This is a genomic window from Bacillus sp. AFS073361 (assembly GCF_002567005.1).
GTDB lineage: Bacteria > Bacillota > Bacilli > Bacillales > Cytobacillaceae > Neobacillus.
The window spans coordinates 1-19,249 of sequence record NZ_NUZU01000016.1; the positions used below are offsets into that span (position 1 = coordinate 1).

Below are 19,249 nucleotides of genomic sequence, written 5' to 3' on the forward strand. Positions count from 1 at the left end.
TTTAGTCACCATGACTTAAAAAATTTAAGCCAATTAGAACTTAATTCTTTTGAATTACAATCTAATGGTTTTAATAATAGACCTAAGGACCAAGACCAAAAAGAAGGTCACGGTCAAAAGGTCATTCCTATAAAATCATCTGTTGATTTTTCTCAAATAGATACAGAGATTGCTAGTGAAGTATATAAAGATATAAGAACAGGAAAATATGAGCTGCCTCAAATATTAATTACTTTGTTATCCGAAGAAATAAAGAGCACCTATTCATTTAGGAGCGACTTTGATTTAAAAGAAGTGGAAGCTCTTTATCTGCAATATCAAGATTTAATAGATAATGATTATTCAGACCATCATGATTTTTTAAGTGAAGGCGAATTTGCTTCAACTGTAATGGCTTTATACAGAAATGGAAAGCGTGTAAAATCTTCCTTTAAAAAACAACTAGAGGCATGGTTTAATAACAAGTTTGATTTTAAAAAGGAAGACAAATTTGAAGAACTGAAAAAGAGAAATGAGCTCGAAGGATTGCCATACTAGGAGGAACCACCATGATTAATCAACCATTGGATGAATTAGGATTTGCTAAAGAAAAATTTGAAAAGCAAAAAGCTGAATTTGAAGGTCCGGAAATTCCCTATGAGGAATTGATTAAACAAAAATATCAAAATATGGGTTTTCAATATGTATTTGTTATTCAACCGGAAAATATGCGAACGGTTAAAGAAGAAAAAACTGATCGTGATAAATTTGTGAAATATATAGAGAAAACAAGTCCTTTTCAATTTTGGTCAGATGTTTCAAAAGCCGTGGAACCTCCTGTTAAAGAGTTGCAAACAATTGAAGATGTTATGCGTAATTATCTTGTTCCTCCTGGGGTTATAAATTGCATTATTCACTATGTGCTACAAACGACTGATATGAAATTTACAAAAGGATTTTTTGAAACAATAGTTTCCCATTTTGCTCGTTTGAATATTAAAACGGTGCCGGAAGCTATGGACAGGTTAAGGGCTGAAAAAGAGGCTAACAGAAAAAGGGCAGACCATAGACCTCCACAACCTCCATTAACAAAAGGACAGGAAACATTAATTGAAAGATTAATGAAGCGTGTAGAACATCTAGAGGCTAGAGTTGAAGAATTAGAGAAACAGCTTAAAAAGGAGAATTGATCATGGTGTAAATGAATCTGATCCGTCCAATAGAGGGGGAGGAATATGCTTTCATCTGCTGAAATAGAAAGAGAATTTAGATACGAAATTCAGGCAAAGAAAAGAACAGCATTGGGAGTTCACCACAAGACCGGGAAGAACGGTTACACGGGGGTTGTCCGTTTTCCACACCAACTATTAAGAGGAAAAGAAAAGCGAGATTACACTAAACCAGGAGAGGTGCATTCATTTAATATGTATTCCACTATGATGAAATTAGAAGAATTACAACGCTATGACCAGGATCGGCAAAAGGAAATCGTAGAAAAATGGAGAGAGATCCATAAGGTTAAAGAAATCCAGAAAACATTGGGAATTGATAGCAACGCTTATTACAATCTTCTTTATAATTTGGGAATTTTGGAAAAACCAGCTTCCTTTAAAGCTTCAAAAGGAGAATCGAACAAAAAGGTTAAGCATATTGCTACGGCTGAGGATATTATCAAATACCAGGATTTAAAATTAATGCCGAAAGAAAAACAACTTGAAATATTAGATGATTACAATAAACGTTATAATCTTCCTTCGGTGGCTGAGATATGGGGTAGAGATGTTAAAAGTATTTACAGTCTCCGATACACTTTGAGAAAAGGTTTGGAAAAATCAAAGAAAACAAATGTTGAGGAAAAAGTCGATGAGCATAAACAACAAACTTTGAATACAGAAATCGAGCCTAAACAAGAAGAAATTTTGGAAGAAAATGAGCTACTGGCATTTGAGGAGTCGAAGGAAAAAGCTCCGAATGAGAATGAATTAGAAGAATTAAGATTAATAGTGGAGCAGCAAGCTCAATTATTGCAGAGCTTAATAGAATCCCAAAAAGCTGCTGAAAGTGTAGCTGCAGCCGTGGAGCTTGTTCAGGAATCAACTCCTGCATTTACAATGAACTTTGAAAAACAGACTGAGGGCTTTATTCTCCATCAGGATCTCAAGCGATTTATTACGGTTTTAGAAAAAAATCCGGATACATTCAATGTGAAAATTGAGATTACTCGAATCGAGGAATAAGTGATACAATAACTCTATGAACACACAGAAAGGGGCATTTCTGATGGGAATAGAGCGTACACTTCAAGTTGGTAAAACGAAAATTGATGTGTTTTTGGACAGGAACCTTCATTTATTTGATAAGGATTTGCCCGGTACTATGACGATAACTAATGCTATGAGTGACCATTATTTAAAAGAAGTAATGGGCTGGATTGGTGATTATCGTTATAACCGGGTATTTCTGTATCATACCGATGGACTTGTATCTGAATGGGATAATAATCGTTTTCAATTTGTGGACCAGGATGAACCCGAACTTTATTTTTGGTTTAAAGCTGCAAGGATGCCAGAGCAAACATTAGTCCACTAATGAAAAAAGCGATGTGTCATTACTGCAATAAGTGGTATCCACAGGAGACGGTAGCTCGTATCACCTGGAAGCCAAAAGGTGATACTAACGAGTATTGTCCGAGGTGTTTGCCGGAAGTAAGAAGTAATGTTGCCAGTTTGCCGTGGGTAGTATCCGGTGGGTACATTATTGAATATCGGTATGAAAAAGAAGATTAAAAAGGGGCATTTAAAATGGGCGCAAAGGTATTAGCGTGTTCAACAAATAAGGGAGGAGTTTTGAAAACCTCCGTTACCGTGAACCTTGCAGGGGTATGGGCATCCCAAGGTAAAAAGGTTCTGATTATTGATTGTGATAACCAGGGAAACAGTATTCTTTCGTTTGGTCACAACCCGGATAAATTCGAGAATACCATTTACGATGTTTTAGTAGATGGGTTAGCTGCCGAGGTTGCTAGGGTTAATGTGTATAAGAATATTGATGTGATTCCTGCGAATGATGATATGACTTTTTTTGAAATGGATGTTTTAACGAATAAAGGGATCCGTGAGCTCGACCGTTTCTTGCTGCTTAAAAAAGCTGTGAATCATTTGAAATCGGACTATGATATCATACTCGTTGACAGCCCACCGACATTAGCATTAACCCAGGCGAATATCTTATCCTTCGTGGATTATGTAGTGATTCCATTTCAACCAGAACCTTATAGCATGAGATCATTGGTGAAAATCGTTCAAAGCATTAATACATTGAAATTGGATACCAACCCGAATATAGAAATTTTAGGAATTTTGGGCACACTAGTGGATAGCCGGGCAAACCTCCACACAAAAATACTCCAAGAGTGTAGACAGCTATGTGAACAAAAAGGTTGGAAGTTATTCGATACGGTTATCACACGATCCGTCCGATATGCTGACGAAATTAAGGAGCAGGGTCTCCCGGCTACTTTATCATTCCCGAAACATCCGACAGTGAAAAAATATTTTGAATTGGCAAAGGAGATTGAAGAAGCATGGCAAGAGAAAAAGGTAGAGGCATAACGGGATTCCAGGACGTAGCAACCGATGGTAATGTTAATGCTAACATTAATAATGACGTTAATAATGGTATTAATCCTAGTGTTGAGTTTGAAAAAATCGCAGACCCATTAGAGAAGCTCCAGGAGGAAAATCCGAGAAAAGAACTTACAACCGTTATGAAAGGTATTTATTTCGATAGTGAGGTTTGGGATATTATCGAGCAGGAATCAAAATCGATTGGCCGTGGTGGTAAGTCGCAGCTAGTGAATGAAATCGTTAAAAATTATTTCATTAAAAAAGGTCTGCTCTAGGTATAAGCGGTGTAAAAACCGTCAATACTATCTATGAAACTACAAAAATATGAGAAATCCTTTGTTACCATTCCACCGACCAGGTGACTGATATAGAATGGTAACAGTGTATGTATGCTATATGATATTTCGCAAGTTCCGACAATAGAACAGGAATACATGGAGATAAGAGACAAACTTTTTCTGTTCTGAATTGTTAAATATATTATTCGCATTCAAATAATGATTTTGTTGGCAGTAGTGACTCCAAATGTTAAAGTTAATAGTATATAATAGGTTAACCATAGTAAACATGGTTAACCTATTGGTATTGCTGATGTTTATAGTTAACTGTAAAAGGAGTGTGTAAGATGGCTGACAAGACTTTTGGAGTAAAAGTTAATGAGGAACTTTATGATAAAGTAAAAGATATGGTGGAAGCTAGTGGAATAACCTCGAAGGAATGGTTTGAAAAAGCAGTTGCTTTAACTGAATTGAATGCGATTAAGCAAGGTGCTACAGATTATTCACAAGACCTATCAGAGTTAGAAGTACATACTAACCGGATATACGAGTTAATTTCTAATATGATTCAACGCTCCATCTATATTAAAGACCATGCAGTGAAGGAATATGCAGATAAATTGGAGCAAAGGGAAACTATCATTAGTGAATATCAGGAAAAAACTACAGCAGCTATTGATAAGGCAAAAGTTTCTGATGAAGCTGCCAAAGTTTTAGAAAAAGAAAAAGATGATCTGACTAAGCAAATTGATGAACTTCGTTCGGTTAATCATAATAATCAGCTTTTGATAGATGAATATAAGGAAAAAAATGATACGTTAAATGGTTTGGTTAGTAAATATCAATCTTTCGCAGATGAAAATGAGGATTTAAAACAGCAATTTGCGAAAGAGAAGGAAAGATTGCAATCGAGTATACAGGAATTAATGACAACTAACCAAGACCAGCAAACAGAAGTTAACCGGTTAACCCAACAAATTGATATTATAAACCGTGATCATAGAGTTGAGGTTGAACGGTTAACGGAAAGAAAGGACTTTGAAAAAGAGCGTGCTTTGATAGAAGTTGAACGGAATTATCAAGAGAAATTGTTAGCAACCAATGAGGAATACAACGAGAGGGTTAAAGAATTGTACGGCGAGATTTCTGCTATTCGGAAGGAATATGAGGAGAAAATCTCTAAATTCCAGGATCAGTTGGAGAATAAGGAAAAATAGTAAACTCATAAAAAGCTGCTAAAGTAAAATGGCAGCTTTTTTTTTGGGTTTTTAACGATAAATCCCATTCGGATGAAAATGGTGCCACCAATCGTCTACCTTGTTAAATTCATCTTCTACCGTCACAAAAGATTTCACTTCAATACCGAATAGATGTTTATGATAGGCTTTGAATTGTTCGCATCCTCTCAAAAACTCAATTGCGCCTGCTTTACCTACTCCGTCTTTCATTCCAACGACAATAAAAAGGAACATCTCCCTCAATTTTAACATCTTCATAGTGGAGAAGGATTTTTCCACCGAAATAAATGTCATACATTTCGGGTAATTCCTCTTTCATAGCTACTTCCATCATTACAAGTTTACTATTCATTTTTACCCTCCTTTTCTTTCCATTATGAACTTATAGAAATTAAAAGATATAGAGTAAAATGAATTATTGTGAATAAAATTCGACATCTTTTTAATTACAATTTAGTATTAATATTAATGTTAATTATGTTACTAACATTATTGTTAACTTTATTTGTTTTAGAACTGATGGAAATATCAATATGTTAGTCCTAGCAAGTTCTAGGGTTTTCTTCTTCAACAAACGGAGCAGGTTAGTACAGGAAGAATAAACTTTGGGGAATACTAAAATGGAGTGTTTTCTATGAAAAAATACTCTATCTTGCTTATTCTACGGATAAAAATAGAGGCTACCTTAACTTATTAAGGCAGCCATCGTGGATAATTTTTTACTTTTGTATTTTAATAATGATTTCCTTTGATACAAATTCCTCTTTCCCTTTACCGAGTTTCTTATCTTCTAAGATGATATGAGACGTAATAAAAAGCTTTGATGCATTCGGATCCAATTTTCCGAATGTTTTACTTGTTTGATAAAACTCTCCAGTGCCAAAGCCTCCATTCCCCTGTCCTGAGTATATATTTCCTAAGTCATCTTTGATTTCTAATTCAACATCCACTACGTTCCACTTCTTGCTAATCATTTCGGAAATCTCTTGGTCATAAGAAACGACAAAGGACATCGGATTATAGATGATTTTTTCTATATTAACTGTTACTCCATTTTTTTCAACACTACTACCCTCAGTTAATTGTATCTTGCTATTAGTAGCGTCTAAACTGAAATCAAATTTCCAATCACCTTTAATCACAGTCTGATTTTCTGGGTTCTTAAGACTATCAATATCCCATTGGATATCAGCAACATTTAATTTTGTATCTTCCAAATTACTTGCAGTGAGAATACCAACATATTTGTTTGCACCTATTTTTGAGGTACTGCCTGTTCCACCTATCGCTGTCATTCCTTTAATTTTTGGCATAGAAACACCTACATTACCTAACTCTTGTTTACTTTCAATAGAATATGTTAATGTAACGGTCTTGCCATCAAAAATGGCATCATCAATTGTGAACTTAATTCCATTACTTTCCTTTGCCAGACCTATTGCAGTGGAGAACTTCTTATAATTAACATATAATCCTTTTTCTTTCTCCTTTGTTTGGTTTTCTTTGCTGCCATCATCAAGAACCGTCTTTTCGTTATCGAAATAGCGAAAGATATCATCAATAATAGGGATGCTTTTAGCATAAGCTGGAAAGGTTAATCCAAAGGTTGTAGCCGTAATACAAACTAAAATAGAGGCTGCAACAGCATTCTTTTTCCAAATATTGCTCTTCAATTTTTTCTTCTCATTAATAGCTTTTTTTAGAGCTTTTTTTACTCTGGCAGTTTCTATTTCATTAACTTCCATTTCCACGAATTCATTATCATCTAAGTTAATATCATTTAATAATTGATAAATATCTTTCATATCCCATTCTCTCCTAACTTAAGGTTCGATGCTTTTTTGTTAAGCTTCTGCTTTCCCCTATAAATTCGATTATCAATTGCGGCTTTGGTTAAGCCTAGTTTCTTTGATATATCTTCAGACTTTAGGCCAAGAAAGAACTTCATTATAAAAATATCTCGCTCAACAGGATCCAGTTGATTGATTAAAATTATTAATTCAGCTCTTCGTTCGTTAAGAATTAGTTCCTCTTCAATGGATTTTCCTGATTTTAAATCTAAAACGTTCGATGTGGATTCCACTTTTTTACTTTCTTTTCTGTAATAATCAATAGCTTTGAATTTTGCAATTGCACAAATCCATCTCTTAAAATCACTAGAATCTCCATTGAATGTTCTGGAATTATCCCATATTGATAGAAAAATATCATTGATACATTCTTCAACGATCCCTGTATTATTAAGGGGAGAGAGAACTTTATAAGTTACCCCCTTAATTAATGGCAAATATTGATCAACAATATAATCTAAAGCATCTTCTTTTTGTCGATGTAGTCGCTGTATAAAATTTGTTTCATTTGACTTCATATCAAAATTCCCCTTATTTTTTTGTAAAAGCTTTTACATCTTATATAACGAAACCAAAGGAATTTTTTCTCGCAATTTTAAAAAATTTACTGTTTAAAATTAGTATATCATCACCAGTCCGGTGGTTGATTGTTCTTCTGATTTGTGGGGGAGTCAAAGGGGGTAACGGTAAGAAGTAAATATGCCAGCTGGCTGATTTGACATCCATTTCTAATTGAAGTGACTGGGGAAAGATTTAAGATAAAGATCGCTACGGCGGTCTTATTTTTTCTTGTTTCACTAACGAAGCAGTTAAGTTCAAGAAGGAACAAGCAACAATAATGTAGTAATACTTATAGTATTGCAGGGAGGGGTTTTATGGATTTAAGAATACATAGTGATTTTTCTAAAGTAAATCTTGATGAAATGAAGGAAATTTATTCTTCTGTCGGGTGGACAAAGCATACAAAAGAGATTATCAAGCAAGTTTTTGAAGCAAGTAATGTCATAGCATTGGTTACAGTAAATGGTCGGATTATTGGATTTGGTAGGGCGATGACAGATGGTGTTTTTAATGCTGCAATTTATGACGTTATAGTACATCCAGAATTTCAAAAACAAGGGATAGCGAGACAAATTATGGAGTATTTACTTGATAAACTCAGTAATATATCGTGCGTTCATTTAATCTCTACCTCTGGAAATGAAGATTTTTATAAGAAACTTGGATTAAAGAGAATTAAAACAGGAATGGCTAGGTACTTAAACCCTAATCTAGCCAGTGAGTATTTAGAATAACCCTTTTTCTTGTTCCACTAACGAAGCAGGGTTTACTTCAATACGTAGGCAGGAAAATAAAGATTATATGTAGAAGTTGGTTGAAATCGGAGGTGGGCTTAATGCGACAATATGTATATCATATGGTACCCAGTGAGATGAAAGGTGACAAATTGATACCATTAAATTCTTTGGAGATTCATTATCCTCAACTGTATGAGAAATATACTAACAAGTATTTTGACCATCCTGAGAGGACCCAATTGCTTAGAAGACAAATTCCAAAACTAGATTGCTTATGGAATGATGTACTACATTTTTTACCTTTACATCCTCATTACGTTTACCGAGCTATTACAGATTTAGAAATTAAAACTAAAGAAAAACAATCATTTTTTAAGATTCCCATTGAAAAACTGAAAAATAATAAAAATGCTGTATACCTTTACTCTCAAGATAAATACAAAGGTCCAGGGGAACTTATCGAAGAAGATGAAATAAAATTAATAAATATCGACGATTACAAAGAACTTTCAGACTTGCCTTTTTCTACATTTCAATATTACAAAGATGAAAGTAGAAAAGGGAATAGATTTGGACTGTTTCCATATATCCCACATTTATTAAGTCTTGGGGAAGTCAAAATAAAAAATGTTGAAATAATAACTTGGAATGAACTTAAATAAGATTGTGAAGGAATGTACTTACGCTAAAGGGTGCGTTACTTTAAGTGTAGAGATCATCATGTGATGGTCTTTTTTTAATTACATTATTAATATTAACATTAACTATGATATTAACTTTATAGTTAACATTACCAGGAGTAACTTTCGGTGCTCTATATACATAGGTAGGTAAAATGTTAGGATATATATATACCAAATAATAAATACAAAAACCGGAAGGAATTTACATCATTGTTAACCGATTTGGTGTTTAAGAGTCAATTAATATTAACATTAATATTAATATCATATTTAACTATAAAATTAATGGGGGCATTAACATGAATTACTATCAAGATTACAACAAGTTCGTGAAAATGAATGTAGAGAAAGTCGAAACACTAGGATTTAAAAATGGATTCAAGTTTGATGATTTTAAAAAGGGTGAGACGGTTTATTACTTTGATAGCCCGGCTCCGGCAAGAGAGCCTGAATTGAAGGAAGGAAAAGTAAAAAAGATTGTTAAAGCGAAAAACGCTGAGGGGAAAGATTGCATCCGACAAATTGAAGTGGAGAATGGGCCAAACGGTATACGTAGTTTTCATAGCCATTATCAATTTGCGAATCACATTTTTAAAAAGGTAGCTGAGGAAGCTCCGGCAAAAACAACACTGGATGTCCTGGTCGAAGAAGCTTCTGCTGCTTTGTTTGATGGTGAGACACTGATCGTTGAGAGAGCGATGAGCGTAAAAAATCCGAAGGTTAAAGAATTACTGGCTGAGGGTTGGGTTTGGGTAGGAAAAGAATGGAACGCTGCTAAGAATATGTATCTGGCAACGTTGGTGAGGGGGTAATGAACATGAAACAGACATACGAAGTGTGGAGTAATAATCACTATATAGAGACAATTGGAGACGAGTACCAGGTAAGAGAGTGGTTTGAGGAGAAATTACAAGAGGAGCTAGGATTTTTCGTAATGCTCCAGGAATACACGGAAGATACGGAATTTAAGATTTATCTCCATTCTAAAAACCAGGAGGATTTGGAAGATTCCGAGTTGGAATTGTTGGATGAAATGGGATTGGATTTTTTCAATGATGATAAAACTTGGAGGGTGTTGCAGGACTTCTTTTATGTGTATGTGTATGACAATCGGCATTATCCATTTACTGAATTGAATCTGAAAGCGAAAAGAACAGCCGTGAAGGAATTTTTAGTGGACCATGAAGCATTTTTCAGAGTGGACGAAAATGATAATTGTAGTTTTGTAGAGGCGTACCATACGTTGCTCAGAGAAAATAAGCGGCACAAATATGATAGTCAGGGAATTTTGGTATCAAATGGAGGGATGTATTAATGGATGAAGCATTGGAATATGTAAGAGAGTTATGCGAGGAATTAGGTTGGGATTATGAAATTGTGAAGGATGATTTTCTTATCTATATTGAACAAACCGGAGCAGAAAATTACAAGTCTGCGGCCGTTGAATACATCGAAGAAACATTACATCAAGGAGAGGAATTTTAAAATGACATTTAAGAACTGGCTTCAACGATTGGTAAAAGAAAAAGGTTTGCAAAATGAGGTGTTCACGGTTGGATGGCAAGGTCAATTCCATGTGGTGGAAATGGATTACTTGATTGAGTTCCTAAGTGGATTGGATAGAGATAACCGTGATCGTGTGAAAGACACGCTGGTGTGGATTGATTATAAGAACGGTGACATAGGGCATTTCCTCAATCATTGTGCTGAGGGTTATATCAAATTTGTATATGCTGCAGCCTTGTAGAGCTCGGTGTTAATGTTAATGGTAGTGTTAATTTTAGTGTTAATATTACCATTAACTAATTGCGGTAAACACTGTACATAGGTAGGTAACGTGTTAGGATGATGATATACCAAATAACACATATCACTTGGAGGAATGGAAAATGAAAAAAATGTCTCAGCAAGAAATCAGAGAAGCCGTAGCAGAAATGATTCAAATGTTTTGGGCAATGAGAGCAAATGGTGAGATTATCTCAAAAGAAATGGAAATGGAGTATAAAGCGCTTCTTAACAAAGTAAAGTCGATATAACATTAACATTAATATTAACATTAATAATAGTATTAGGTTTCCCGGGCTGACTACCTGGAAGGCTCACACATCATATGGAGGATGATTATAAATGACTAACTCAACAATTTACGAAATGGTTACGAACCAAATTATTGAGCAGCTTGAAAAGGGCGTAATTCCGTGGAAAAAATCATGGGTAAGCGGTGGAGCAGTGAATTGGAAAACGCAAAAAGGATATAGAGGTATCAATGTGATGCTGCTGCCTCCAGGAGAATACGCTACGTTCAAACAGATTGCAGAGGCCGGGGGCAAAGTGAAAAAAGGAGCGAAGTCCAGTATCGTTGTTTTCTGGAAGTGGCTCGAAAAAGAGGAAAACGGAAAAATCGAGAAGGTTCCGTTACTCCGGTATTATAGAGTGTTCGATATTAATAGCCAGGTGGAAGGTCTGAATAGCAAACGTCAGGCACAGACATTCGAGCATGATCCAATCGAAAAGGCTGAGGAGATTATAAAGGGCTATGTAAATTCTCCGACTGTTGGATTTAGTTCGGGTGGTGCTTATTATCAGCCGAGCATGGACCATGTGAACATGCCACCGATGAAGGATTTCTTTTCGGCAGAGGAATTTTATACAACGTTTTTCCACGAACTCGCACATTCAACTGGCCACAAAAGCCGTTTGGATAGAGACGGAATCACTGGAACACATCGCTTTGGGTCTGAGGATTATTCCAAAGAGGAACTCGTGGCTGAGTTTACAGCCTCCATGTTAGCCGGGGTTTGCGGAATTGAGCAAAAGACATTAGAGAATGCTGCGGCTTACATTCAGTCCTGGTTGCGTGTGTTGAAAGATGATAAAACGCTATTGGTGAAAGCTGGGAGCCAAGCTCAAAAGGCTGCTGATTACATCCTGGGCGTTAAATGGGAGGCTGCTGAATAATGAGAGAGCCGAATGAAGGTTGTTATAGGTATTGTCCGAGTTGCGGAAAAAGGTATTGGTGCAGTGACGGTTATCCGTTCTGCGCTGATGCTTGTGAGGATGAATACGAGAGAGGGGAAGCTCCAGGATACGATGAAGAATATTATGATGAAACACACTATTAGAATAGCCGAATGGCTGTTCTATTTTTTTTTGAGTATTCTAACAAATGATTCGGAAAAATGTTGTCAAGGTCAACAAAATTAAGATACAATTAGAGGACGCTATTGGAGATGTAGGGGGTCTTTGGAAAATGAAATTGGTCAATATTGCCGAAAGATTTAAAGACAAAAAAGAGATAATCCATCAAATAGCCCAGATTGCTCCTGAGATACTATTGTCTAAAAATATAGGGGAAATGGTCGAGAAGCTAGGTAATATAGGGGCGGTTACACTGGAGGAAAAAACTTATTGCGAAATGAGGCTCCAGGCAAAGAAAATTTGTTTAATGGTCGAATTAATTTTTAAGAGACACGGCATTGAAGGGTTTTCCGGTTTGAATTTCGTAGATAGAGAGAATGAGTACAAACTTGGGAAATTGGTTGTGGTGTCGCATCCACATTTACCACACGAATTTGTTGATCATTTCGATGGGAAGGAAATACTACCGTTCGGTGGTTCCTGCGCTCGGTCAATGGTACTGAATAGAGTTGTAGAGGTACAAAATATAGAAAACTCTCTTTTATTCAGTGACGAGCAAGTTCGCATGATGAAGAAGTTTGGGTTTTACTCGAACATATCGTTTCCTATTCATTATGATAATGGGGAATTGATAGGGTCACTGTTTTTCATTCATGGTACGAAGAAGGAAATTTGTGAGGAATCGAAAGCGGAGATCCGGGAACTGATTGTGAACTTGGAACATATTTTGACGTTGCTGCAAGAAGGATGGTCCAATAAAGAGATTATTTGTTTCAAAGGAATTATGACAACAGACTTTATAATGGCGTATGTGGAGCCAATTTGTGAGGATATGATTGGATACGGCCCACAAGATATGTTTTATACAAAGTCATTGGAATTTTTCATACATCCGGACGATAAGGAAAGAGTATATAAAAACTTACAACCTTTACATGATGGGAAATCTGCGAGAACCTTGTTCCGATGCATAACAAGAAAGGGAACATATGTCACGTTAGAAATGCTCTGTGTACCGGTAAAAGAGCTCGGTGGAGATATCCGGTATATTGAAAATTACGTTATGCTCAATACAGATTCATGCAAGGGTTTTGATAATTTGCTCCAAGAAAAAATGGCTCACTAAAATAGTGGGCCTTTTTTTATTCATCGTTTGATGGTTTTGAATCATCTAATTTGGGTAATCTTTCACGGAGTACAATGGTAAATAAGTCTCTCAATGGTTTTAAGTCCTCATGTGTTAAGGGGATTCCATTCCAATTTAAGTCGTGAATGGTTCTAAGGTATTCTTCTATGTTGTGTGTTGGTTCTTTAGGGTCCGGGTTATCGGTTAAACCAATCAAATAATCTGTGGATGTATTGAGACATGCTGCTACTCTAGAGAGCGTTTCGATAGGAGGAAATCGTTCCTGGGTTTCATACCCGGCATAGGTAGATCGTGCGATTCCAACCTGTTCTGCTATATCTTGCATGGTGTAGTCTCGTGACAAACGGAGAGCCTTTAAACGCTTCCCGAACTGCCGAGCTCGTTCTTTGTTCTGAATTTCTTCTGTCATAGTTTTCCCCACCTGGTTACGAGTTTTGAATGCCCCAATTTGTTGAAAGCTGCAAACCAAAAGAAAATTTCACGCACCGTACCGTAATAAAAAAAATATACCCTTTGGTCCATAAAGTCAAACAAATAAACGGTATCATTAGTAATATTGTCCTATAAATGTTGAAGAACTCAAAATGATATATTCATTTTATGTTAGATACTATCATTTGTCTATATAGAGACAAATTAAAATTTGATTAAAAACTCAACATTTTTATGCGTTTTTTCGCAAAAAAAAGGCTTTATTCTCTGTACAACGTTGAGTTACTCAACTATAATAAAGGTATACTAAATGTTGATAATATCAACAAAAGAGGGGGATAACTTGAAAAGACACTGGATGGTTAGCCATCGGAAAGAAGAAGGGTTAACACAGGATGAATTAGCGAAGTTACTCGGAATATCAAGGAGTTACTACACGCAGATTGAAAATGGTACCCACAATCCAAGTGGGGCGTTGGCGTTGAAAATGTCAAACTTTTTCGATGTCGAAATGAGTAAATTTTTTTATGTCGAATGTTGCGATACTCAAACATTAAAGGAGGTGAAATGATTGCTCATTTCCAATTCAGAATGGAGAAAGTTATCGCAAATTCAGAAACTAGAAAAAATCATGGAAGCATACAAGTCAAACGGAAAGAGGTGGCAAAATCTTGAGAGAAATTGAAAACCCGATGGTCATAGATCGTTTATGGCATAACACGGTAAGCGATGATTATTTCGCTGATGTACTGGATTTAGATGAAAATGTTAACTGCTGCATTTGTGGTGAGGAGAATTACAAAGAGGAGGCAAACGAGAGTGAAATTTGGGAAGATACTTATTTATGCGACAGTGGGCATTGTCACAACATACATTATCAAGGCTGGTCGGAAAGCGTTGAACTCGGGCGGTACTACAAAATAGAAAAGAGCATTCACCGGGCAAGTGAACACTCTTTCATGGGCAAACAAATATAAGTTCAGACAAATTTTATCATATTTAGCCGTAATCTGACAATACGGCACCAGGAGGAAAAATGAATATTTCGATTGAAACGCTAGAAATGAAAAATTTCAAGGGGCATAAATCGTTAACGATTAACTTGGGCGAAGTTAATCAAATTTCCGGTAAGAATGGCCAAGGTAAATCCTCCATTGGTGAAGCAATTACCTGGAGCCTATACGGAACCGATACGATGGGGAACTCATTGGACCCAACTCCATTATATGAGCATGACGGAGAGGTTAGAACCTCTCTGGTGCTCCGAGTAGACGATAAAAAGGCTCGGCTAACGAGAGCCATTGAAAACGGAAAAAACGCATTTTATATAAATGAAGTACCCAAAAAGGCAACGGAATATAAGGAATTGATTGATAGCTTGTTTACTAGGGAATTATTCCTATCTATTTTCAATCCGAGTTTTTTCCCGAGCCAACATTGGAAAGAGCAAAGGAATCAATTGCTGAAATATATTCAGGAACCGTTGAACAAAGAAGTATTGGCGAATCTGCCGAATGTTCATAGTGATGCGATTGCTGAGGCATTGAAGAAACATAGTTTAGAAGAATTGGACAAGTTGCACCGTGACCGATTTAAGAAACGAGATAAGGAATTGGAGAGAGCCTCCGAGCGTGTTCTCACTCTGAAAGAGCAGTTTGAAAAATCCACAGTCGATGGGTTGGATTTAAAAGACATTCATACTCGATGGGTGAAAGTGGACGAGGAAATCAAAATGGCTCAGAAAAAGAACCAAGGGATTGCTACCATTGATAAAAAATTGATGGAGTTAGATATTCGTGAGCGTGTTTTGAAAGAGCAAATTATGAAGCGAAAGAACACAGTGGAAGGGCTGCAGCAGGAACCGGTCCAGGAGAATTGCTTGGAATGTGGTCAGCCGTTGGATGCTCACTCGAAGGATGAAATTGAGAATAAGAGATTGCAACGGTTAAATGCGGTGAAACAAGAAGGTCGGGAACTTGTAAACGAGTTGAACGAAATCAAAAAGGCAAAGAGTGAAATTGAATATCCTGGGGATCCGATTGATGTTGCGGAATTGATTGAGGAAGCGAATAAGTACCGAATCATCTTAATGGACAGCAAACGGATTAAGGAGCTGGGTGGAGAGATACAAGAGTCAGAGGCGCAACGAGAAAAGATACGAGCGGACATGAACCAATCGCTTGTGATAATTGAGGCTATTAAGGCATTTTCAGAGAAAAAAGCCAATATGGTCGTTGAGAAAGTGAATAGTCTGTTTGGTACGTTGAGCGTGAAACTGTTCGAGCAACAGAAAAATGGAGAGTTGAAACAGACATTTGAGTTAGAAATGGATGGAAAGCCTTATACCAAACTATCAACTGCGGAGAAGGTAAAAGCTGGAATTGAATTGATTTACGTTATCCAGGAACAGTCGGGCATCATTTCTACTACTTTCATAGATAATGCGGAGAGCGTTTTGAATCTGAAATATGCTCCTGGTCAAACGATTATCAGCACCGTAAAAAATAATAAGTTAAAAATCGAGGGGGCTAACTAACATGACAGAAGTAGCAGCAGAGAAGAAAAAAGCCGATGTAAAGGCGATTTATAACGAAAAATTTGTAGGGAATTTTACAAGAAAAGAATTGGACACACTCCGAGCGACTATTGCTCGGGGTACCACCGATGAAGAATTTGGGTTGTATGTTCAAACGTGTGTGAATACCGGATTAAATCCTTTCTTGAACCATATTCATTGTATGGTGTACGAGGGCAAGAATGGGCGGCAAATGAGCATTCAAATTTCTTCCGAAGGGGTTTTATACCTGGCGAGGAAAACGAAGGGATACAAGGGCGTGGATGCTCAGATGGTCCATGAGAATGACGAGTTTATGATTGATTTGGCGAAGAAGAAAATCATTAAGCATGAAATTGGTTTTCCGAGAGGCCGGATCATTGGAGCGTATGCAATTGCTAGACATACAGAATTTGAGGATAAGATTTTATTAATGGATGTTCAAGAGGTCGAGCATATGAAGAAAGGCAAGAACGCTCATATGTGGAATACCTGGTTTGCAGATATGTTTAAAAAGCACATTCTGAAACGTGTGGCAAAAGAGCAGTATGGCATTGATTTGACCGAGGATGAAGTCCAGGCAGCTCCGATGGACAGATTGGATGTTACTCCGGAAGCCAATGTTATCGAGATTGACGAGGGTCATGTTGTAAAAGAGGACGAGCAATTGACACTCATTTGGAATGAAATTTATAACAACGTTGACCGTGATGTAATCGAAAAATGTATGTTTACCTACTTTGAGGGCAGACAGGAGAAGGATTTGCTGCTCAAAGATGTGGTTGCCTTGAAGAAGTTTTGTCAGCTAGAAACAACACAAAAGAATAAGCAAAAAAGAAAAACTGAATTTGTGGAGGAACCGGAATTTATAAAAAAGCCGGAGCAACCAAAAGCAGAGGAAGATGAATTTAGTTTGTTCTTTGATTAATCAAATAGGGAGGCTCCGAAAAGAGCCTCCTTTTATTCTATCGAGGGGAGAGGAAAATGATGATTATCATGCTATGCCCATACTGTAAAGCCCCGACAAGTGTGCCTGATGAAATAGAAAAACAAGTCGAAGAACTGAGAAGCTACCAATGTTGGGATTGCAAAAAGAAAGTGCGAATTAATCCTGATTTTAAGTATTTCGTGAAAGCTACAAAACCGTTCTCGGATGAGAGATAGTGAGTTTATTAATTTATTATGTTTCGTGTTTTGGATGATTGTATTCAGTTTGATAATGGCTGCATTAACCAAATAATCCTTGAGGAGTGAGTGCATGAGTGACGGAAAAGTGACTACCTGGTACATGACACCGGAGGAGCTAGAGGCATACAAAAAGAAACATCCTATCAGTAAACCGATAAGCGAGTTAAATAAAGCCAAGAGGTGGAAGCGGCTTAGCAAGGAAATGTACAACAAGTACAGACGAGAAGGATTTACGGACCTACAAATTTGTACCCGGATTAACGGCATGACATTGGATATATTAGAGAAATCCAAAAAGAGATGGGGCGTGGAATAATGAGTGGAGCATCCTTTGAAGAACTTATCAAAAATTCATGCGAGTTTTATAAGTATAGTGGGGTAGCGTTGATTCATAAAATACCGACACCGTGGAGTGTGTCCTACGATAAAAAATATCATCGAGTGATTCGTGCCCATCCAGAGGAAAAGAGCTCGGTTGACTTTGAAGGAATTTGGCATGGGAGATCCGTAGCGTTTGAGGCGAAATCGACCAGGGAACGGAAGCGGTTTGACTTAAAAAATATTAAGCAGCATCAAATCGATTACTTGCAGCAGCACCAAGAACAGGGCGGCTTATCCTTTTTCCTAATCGAATTTGCGAAGATAGGAGAGGTGTATCTTGTGTGGTTTGACCAGGTAAACGAATGGTGGGAAGGAATGAAAGAGGGCGGCAGGAAGTCCATTCCGTACACCTGGATAGAGATTAATTGTGATGTGGTGGTTCCAGGCAGAACATACCTGGATTTCATTCGGGTGCTAGAGAAGGAGAAGGGAAATGGAGCCGTTTCTTAATCTATGCTTGAAACTGCCTTTCGGGATACTGTTTATGTTTCTCCATATGAGAATCATGGGGCTGAAAGAATTGTCTCAGTCCAATGCGCTGGATTTTGGATTTGCCGTTTTAGTGGCGAATATCTCCTGGGATTTGTCTGTGACTCCGGATTATCAAATATGGCATATGATTGTGGTCAATATCATCCTGGGAATTATCTATTTTTTGCTAGATTGGGTGACTGCTAATAATCGGAAATGGGAGAAAAGGATTTTAGGAGAACCACAGATCGTTGTGAAAAATGGTGTGATTAATCGAGAGTTGCTTGAAAAAGAACGATTGTCCGAGGCTGAATTAAGGGCCAGATTGCGATGCTCAGGCGTTTTTGATATTAGATTAGTGGAAATTGCTTACTTAGAGGTGAGCGGTCAAATATCCGTACTGAAAAGGGGCGAAAATAATGTGTTCGACAAAGGAGCAGAAGCGCAGAATCGAGAAAATTGAAAATCACTTACGGAAATATCACCACTATAAAATCGGCATTAATAATTTGAAAATGCAATTGGATAGTCTCATGCCTAAAATGACGGCATCTTATGAATTGCGAGAGGGAAGCTCCGGTAGTTTTATCATCAATTCGGAAACGGAACAGTTTGCCATCGACAGGATAGAGAGCAAACGAGCGTTAGATCTGCATGAACTGATTGAGCGGTATCAATTGATTATTAATTGTGTGGATGCAGCATTAGAAGGATTGGACGATGAAGAATTGGAATATGTGGAATGTCGCTATTTGAGCGGCTACTCTGTTCAGAAAACGGCACTCAGAATGGGGTATGGAGAGAGTAATGTATTTAAGATTCGGACGAGAGTAATGGAAAAGTTGCAGCATAGTTTACATGGTTTAATCCATCTGTGAAGTTTTTGGGTAGAATTAGTAGAGTATTCTGACAAATTTTCCTGTTAATATGATAGACAAGTAATCTTTTACCTGGTGTACCGTGTCAAATGCCCCTTTGATATGTAT

At 37.0% G+C, this 19,249-nt stretch carries 31 protein-coding genes; 26 read left to right on the forward strand and 5 right to left on the reverse strand.

Annotation, left to right across the window (positions count from 1 at the left end; all coding sequences use genetic code 11):
• From COJ96_RS28570 to COJ96_RS10670, 7 genes are all read left to right on the forward strand, one after another.
• The coding region (locus tag COJ96_RS28570; protein WP_180230057.1) for a hypothetical protein at positions 1-537 on the forward strand (537 nt) is incomplete at its 5' end.
• A gap of 11 nt (positions 538-548) precedes the next feature.
• Positions 549-1,169 (forward strand): DnaD domain protein, encoded by a 621-nt coding sequence (locus COJ96_RS10645; protein WP_098572926.1) that lies wholly within the window; start codon positions 549-551, stop codon positions 1,167-1,169.
• 45 nt (positions 1,170-1,214) lie between these two features.
• On the forward strand, positions 1,215-2,216 hold the full coding sequence (locus tag COJ96_RS10650) for a hypothetical protein (RefSeq protein ID WP_098572927.1): 1,002 nt from the start codon (positions 1,215-1,217) through the stop codon (positions 2,214-2,216).
• A gap of 43 nt (positions 2,217-2,259) precedes the next feature.
• On the forward strand, positions 2,260-2,568 hold the full coding sequence (locus COJ96_RS10655) for a hypothetical protein (protein WP_098572928.1): 309 nt from the start codon (positions 2,260-2,262) through the stop codon (positions 2,566-2,568).
• 212 nt (positions 2,569-2,780) lie between these two features.
• Complete coding sequence (locus tag COJ96_RS10660; RefSeq protein WP_098572929.1) at positions 2,781-3,590, forward strand: ParA family protein; 810 nt, start codon at positions 2,781-2,783, stop codon at positions 3,588-3,590.
• Positions 3,563-3,880: a hypothetical protein gene (locus tag COJ96_RS10665; protein ID WP_098572930.1), complete on the forward strand. Its 318-nt coding sequence runs from the start codon at positions 3,563-3,565 to the stop codon at positions 3,878-3,880. The genes COJ96_RS10660 and COJ96_RS10665 overlap by 28 nt, the downstream gene beginning before the upstream one ends.
• Positions 3,881-4,230: 350 nt before the next feature.
• A complete protein-coding gene (locus COJ96_RS10670) occupies positions 4,231-5,100 on the forward strand; it encodes a coiled-coil domain-containing protein (RefSeq protein WP_098572931.1) in 870 nt (289 codons plus the stop codon).
• 51 nt (positions 5,101-5,151) lie between these two features.
• Here COJ96_RS10670 and COJ96_RS10675 read toward each other — a convergent pair whose 3' ends face one another.
• The 4 genes from COJ96_RS10675 to COJ96_RS10685 all read right to left on the reverse strand — a co-directional run bounded on the left by COJ96_RS10675 (position 5,152) and on the right by COJ96_RS10685 (position 7,489).
• The gene (locus COJ96_RS10675; protein WP_180230058.1) at positions 5,152-5,355 is read right to left on the reverse strand and encodes a hypothetical protein; all 204 of its coding nucleotides are present in this window, start codon (positions 5,353-5,355) and stop codon (positions 5,152-5,154) included.
• On the reverse strand, positions 5,312-5,473 hold the full coding sequence (locus COJ96_RS28575) for a hypothetical protein (RefSeq protein ID WP_180230059.1): 162 nt from the start codon (positions 5,471-5,473) through the stop codon (positions 5,312-5,314). Before COJ96_RS28575 ends, COJ96_RS10675 begins: the two co-directional genes overlap by 44 nt.
• Positions 5,474-5,840: 367 nt before the next feature.
• Complete coding sequence (locus COJ96_RS10680; protein WP_098572933.1) at positions 5,841-6,926, reverse strand: DUF4179 domain-containing protein; 1,086 nt, start codon at positions 6,924-6,926, stop codon at positions 5,841-5,843.
• The gene (locus COJ96_RS10685; RefSeq protein ID WP_098572934.1) at positions 6,923-7,489 is read right to left on the reverse strand and encodes a sigma-70 family RNA polymerase sigma factor; all 567 of its coding nucleotides are present in this window, start codon (positions 7,487-7,489) and stop codon (positions 6,923-6,925) included. Before COJ96_RS10685 ends, COJ96_RS10680 begins: the two co-directional genes overlap by 4 nt.
• Positions 7,490-7,846: 357 nt before the next feature.
• Between COJ96_RS10685 and COJ96_RS10690 the strand changes: the two genes are divergently transcribed.
• The 10 genes from COJ96_RS10690 (at position 7,847) to COJ96_RS10725 (ending at position 13,216) form a co-directional block, all read left to right on the forward strand.
• A complete protein-coding gene (locus COJ96_RS10690; protein ID WP_098572935.1) occupies positions 7,847-8,266 on the forward strand; it encodes a GNAT family N-acetyltransferase in 420 nt (139 codons plus the stop codon).
• Positions 8,267-8,367: 101 nt separating this feature from the next.
• Positions 8,368-8,931, forward strand: a complete 564-nt coding sequence (locus COJ96_RS10695) for a group-specific protein (RefSeq protein ID WP_098572936.1) — start codon at positions 8,368-8,370, stop codon at positions 8,929-8,931.
• 320 nt (positions 8,932-9,251) lie between these two features.
• The gene (locus tag COJ96_RS10700) at positions 9,252-9,764 is read left to right on the forward strand and encodes a hypothetical protein (RefSeq protein WP_098572937.1); all 513 of its coding nucleotides are present in this window, start codon (positions 9,252-9,254) and stop codon (positions 9,762-9,764) included.
• Between the two features lie 5 nt (positions 9,765-9,769).
• Entirely contained in the window at positions 9,770-10,267 is a 498-nt protein-coding gene (locus COJ96_RS10705) for a hypothetical protein (RefSeq protein ID WP_098572938.1), read from the forward strand.
• Positions 10,267-10,437 carry a hypothetical protein gene (locus tag COJ96_RS28580; protein WP_180230060.1) on the forward strand — a complete coding sequence of 57 codons (171 nt, stop codon included), beginning with the start codon at positions 10,267-10,269 and terminating at the stop codon, positions 10,435-10,437. The genes COJ96_RS10705 and COJ96_RS28580 overlap by 1 nt, the downstream gene beginning before the upstream one ends.
• A gap of 1 nt (position 10,438) precedes the next feature.
• Positions 10,439-10,699: a hypothetical protein gene (locus COJ96_RS10710; protein ID WP_098572939.1), complete on the forward strand. Its 261-nt coding sequence runs from the start codon at positions 10,439-10,441 to the stop codon at positions 10,697-10,699.
• A 142-nt stretch (positions 10,700-10,841) separates the two neighbouring features.
• Entirely contained in the window at positions 10,842-10,988 is a 147-nt protein-coding gene (locus COJ96_RS28585; protein WP_180230061.1) for a hypothetical protein, read from the forward strand.
• Between the two features lie 91 nt (positions 10,989-11,079).
• The gene (locus tag COJ96_RS10715; RefSeq protein ID WP_098572940.1) at positions 11,080-11,910 is read left to right on the forward strand and encodes an ArdC family protein; all 831 of its coding nucleotides are present in this window, start codon (positions 11,080-11,082) and stop codon (positions 11,908-11,910) included.
• 12 nt (positions 11,911-11,922) lie between these two features.
• On the forward strand, positions 11,923-12,156 hold the full coding sequence (locus tag COJ96_RS10720; protein WP_098572941.1) for a hypothetical protein: 234 nt from the start codon (positions 11,923-11,925) through the stop codon (positions 12,154-12,156).
• Between the two features lie 46 nt (positions 12,157-12,202).
• On the forward strand, positions 12,203-13,216 hold the full coding sequence (locus COJ96_RS10725) for a PAS domain-containing protein (RefSeq protein ID WP_180230062.1): 1,014 nt from the start codon (positions 12,203-12,205) through the stop codon (positions 13,214-13,216).
• Between the two features lie 16 nt (positions 13,217-13,232).
• Here the strand turns inward: COJ96_RS10725 and COJ96_RS10730 are convergent, their stop codons facing one another.
• Positions 13,233-13,646, reverse strand: a complete 414-nt coding sequence (locus COJ96_RS10730) for a helix-turn-helix domain-containing protein (protein WP_098572943.1) — start codon at positions 13,644-13,646, stop codon at positions 13,233-13,235.
• A gap of 366 nt (positions 13,647-14,012) precedes the next feature.
• Between COJ96_RS10730 and COJ96_RS10735 the strand changes: the two genes are divergently transcribed.
• The 9 genes from COJ96_RS10735 (at position 14,013) to COJ96_RS10775 (ending at position 19,141) form a co-directional block, all read left to right on the forward strand.
• On the forward strand, positions 14,013-14,240 hold the full coding sequence (locus COJ96_RS10735; protein ID WP_180230063.1) for a helix-turn-helix transcriptional regulator: 228 nt from the start codon (positions 14,013-14,015) through the stop codon (positions 14,238-14,240).
• 100 nt (positions 14,241-14,340) lie between these two features.
• Positions 14,341-14,646: a hypothetical protein gene (locus COJ96_RS10740; protein WP_098572945.1), complete on the forward strand. Its 306-nt coding sequence runs from the start codon at positions 14,341-14,343 to the stop codon at positions 14,644-14,646.
• Positions 14,647-14,705: 59 nt separating this feature from the next.
• Positions 14,706-16,205, forward strand: a complete 1,500-nt coding sequence (locus COJ96_RS10745; RefSeq protein ID WP_098572946.1) for an AAA family ATPase — start codon at positions 14,706-14,708, stop codon at positions 16,203-16,205.
• Position 16,206: 1 nt separating this feature from the next.
• On the forward strand, positions 16,207-17,151 hold the full coding sequence (locus tag COJ96_RS10750) for a RecT family recombinase (protein WP_098572947.1): 945 nt from the start codon (positions 16,207-16,209) through the stop codon (positions 17,149-17,151).
• Between the two features lie 56 nt (positions 17,152-17,207).
• Complete coding sequence (locus COJ96_RS28590; RefSeq protein WP_098572948.1) at positions 17,208-17,387, forward strand: hypothetical protein; 180 nt, start codon at positions 17,208-17,210, stop codon at positions 17,385-17,387.
• Between the two features lie 94 nt (positions 17,388-17,481).
• Positions 17,482-17,727 (forward strand): hypothetical protein, encoded by a 246-nt coding sequence (locus COJ96_RS10760; protein WP_098572949.1) that lies wholly within the window; start codon positions 17,482-17,484, stop codon positions 17,725-17,727.
• Positions 17,727-18,242 (forward strand): Holliday junction resolvase RecU, encoded by a 516-nt coding sequence (locus tag COJ96_RS10765; protein ID WP_180230064.1) that lies wholly within the window; start codon positions 17,727-17,729, stop codon positions 18,240-18,242. The genes COJ96_RS10760 and COJ96_RS10765 overlap by 1 nt, the downstream gene beginning before the upstream one ends.
• Positions 18,226-18,726, forward strand: a complete 501-nt coding sequence (locus COJ96_RS10770) for a DUF421 domain-containing protein (protein ID WP_098572951.1) — start codon at positions 18,226-18,228, stop codon at positions 18,724-18,726. Before COJ96_RS10765 ends, COJ96_RS10770 begins: the two co-directional genes overlap by 17 nt.
• Positions 18,683-19,141 (forward strand): ECF-type sigma factor family protein, encoded by a 459-nt coding sequence (locus tag COJ96_RS10775; RefSeq protein ID WP_098572952.1) that lies wholly within the window; start codon positions 18,683-18,685, stop codon positions 19,139-19,141. Before COJ96_RS10770 ends, COJ96_RS10775 begins: the two co-directional genes overlap by 44 nt.
• Positions 19,142-19,249: the final 108 nt, after the last annotated feature.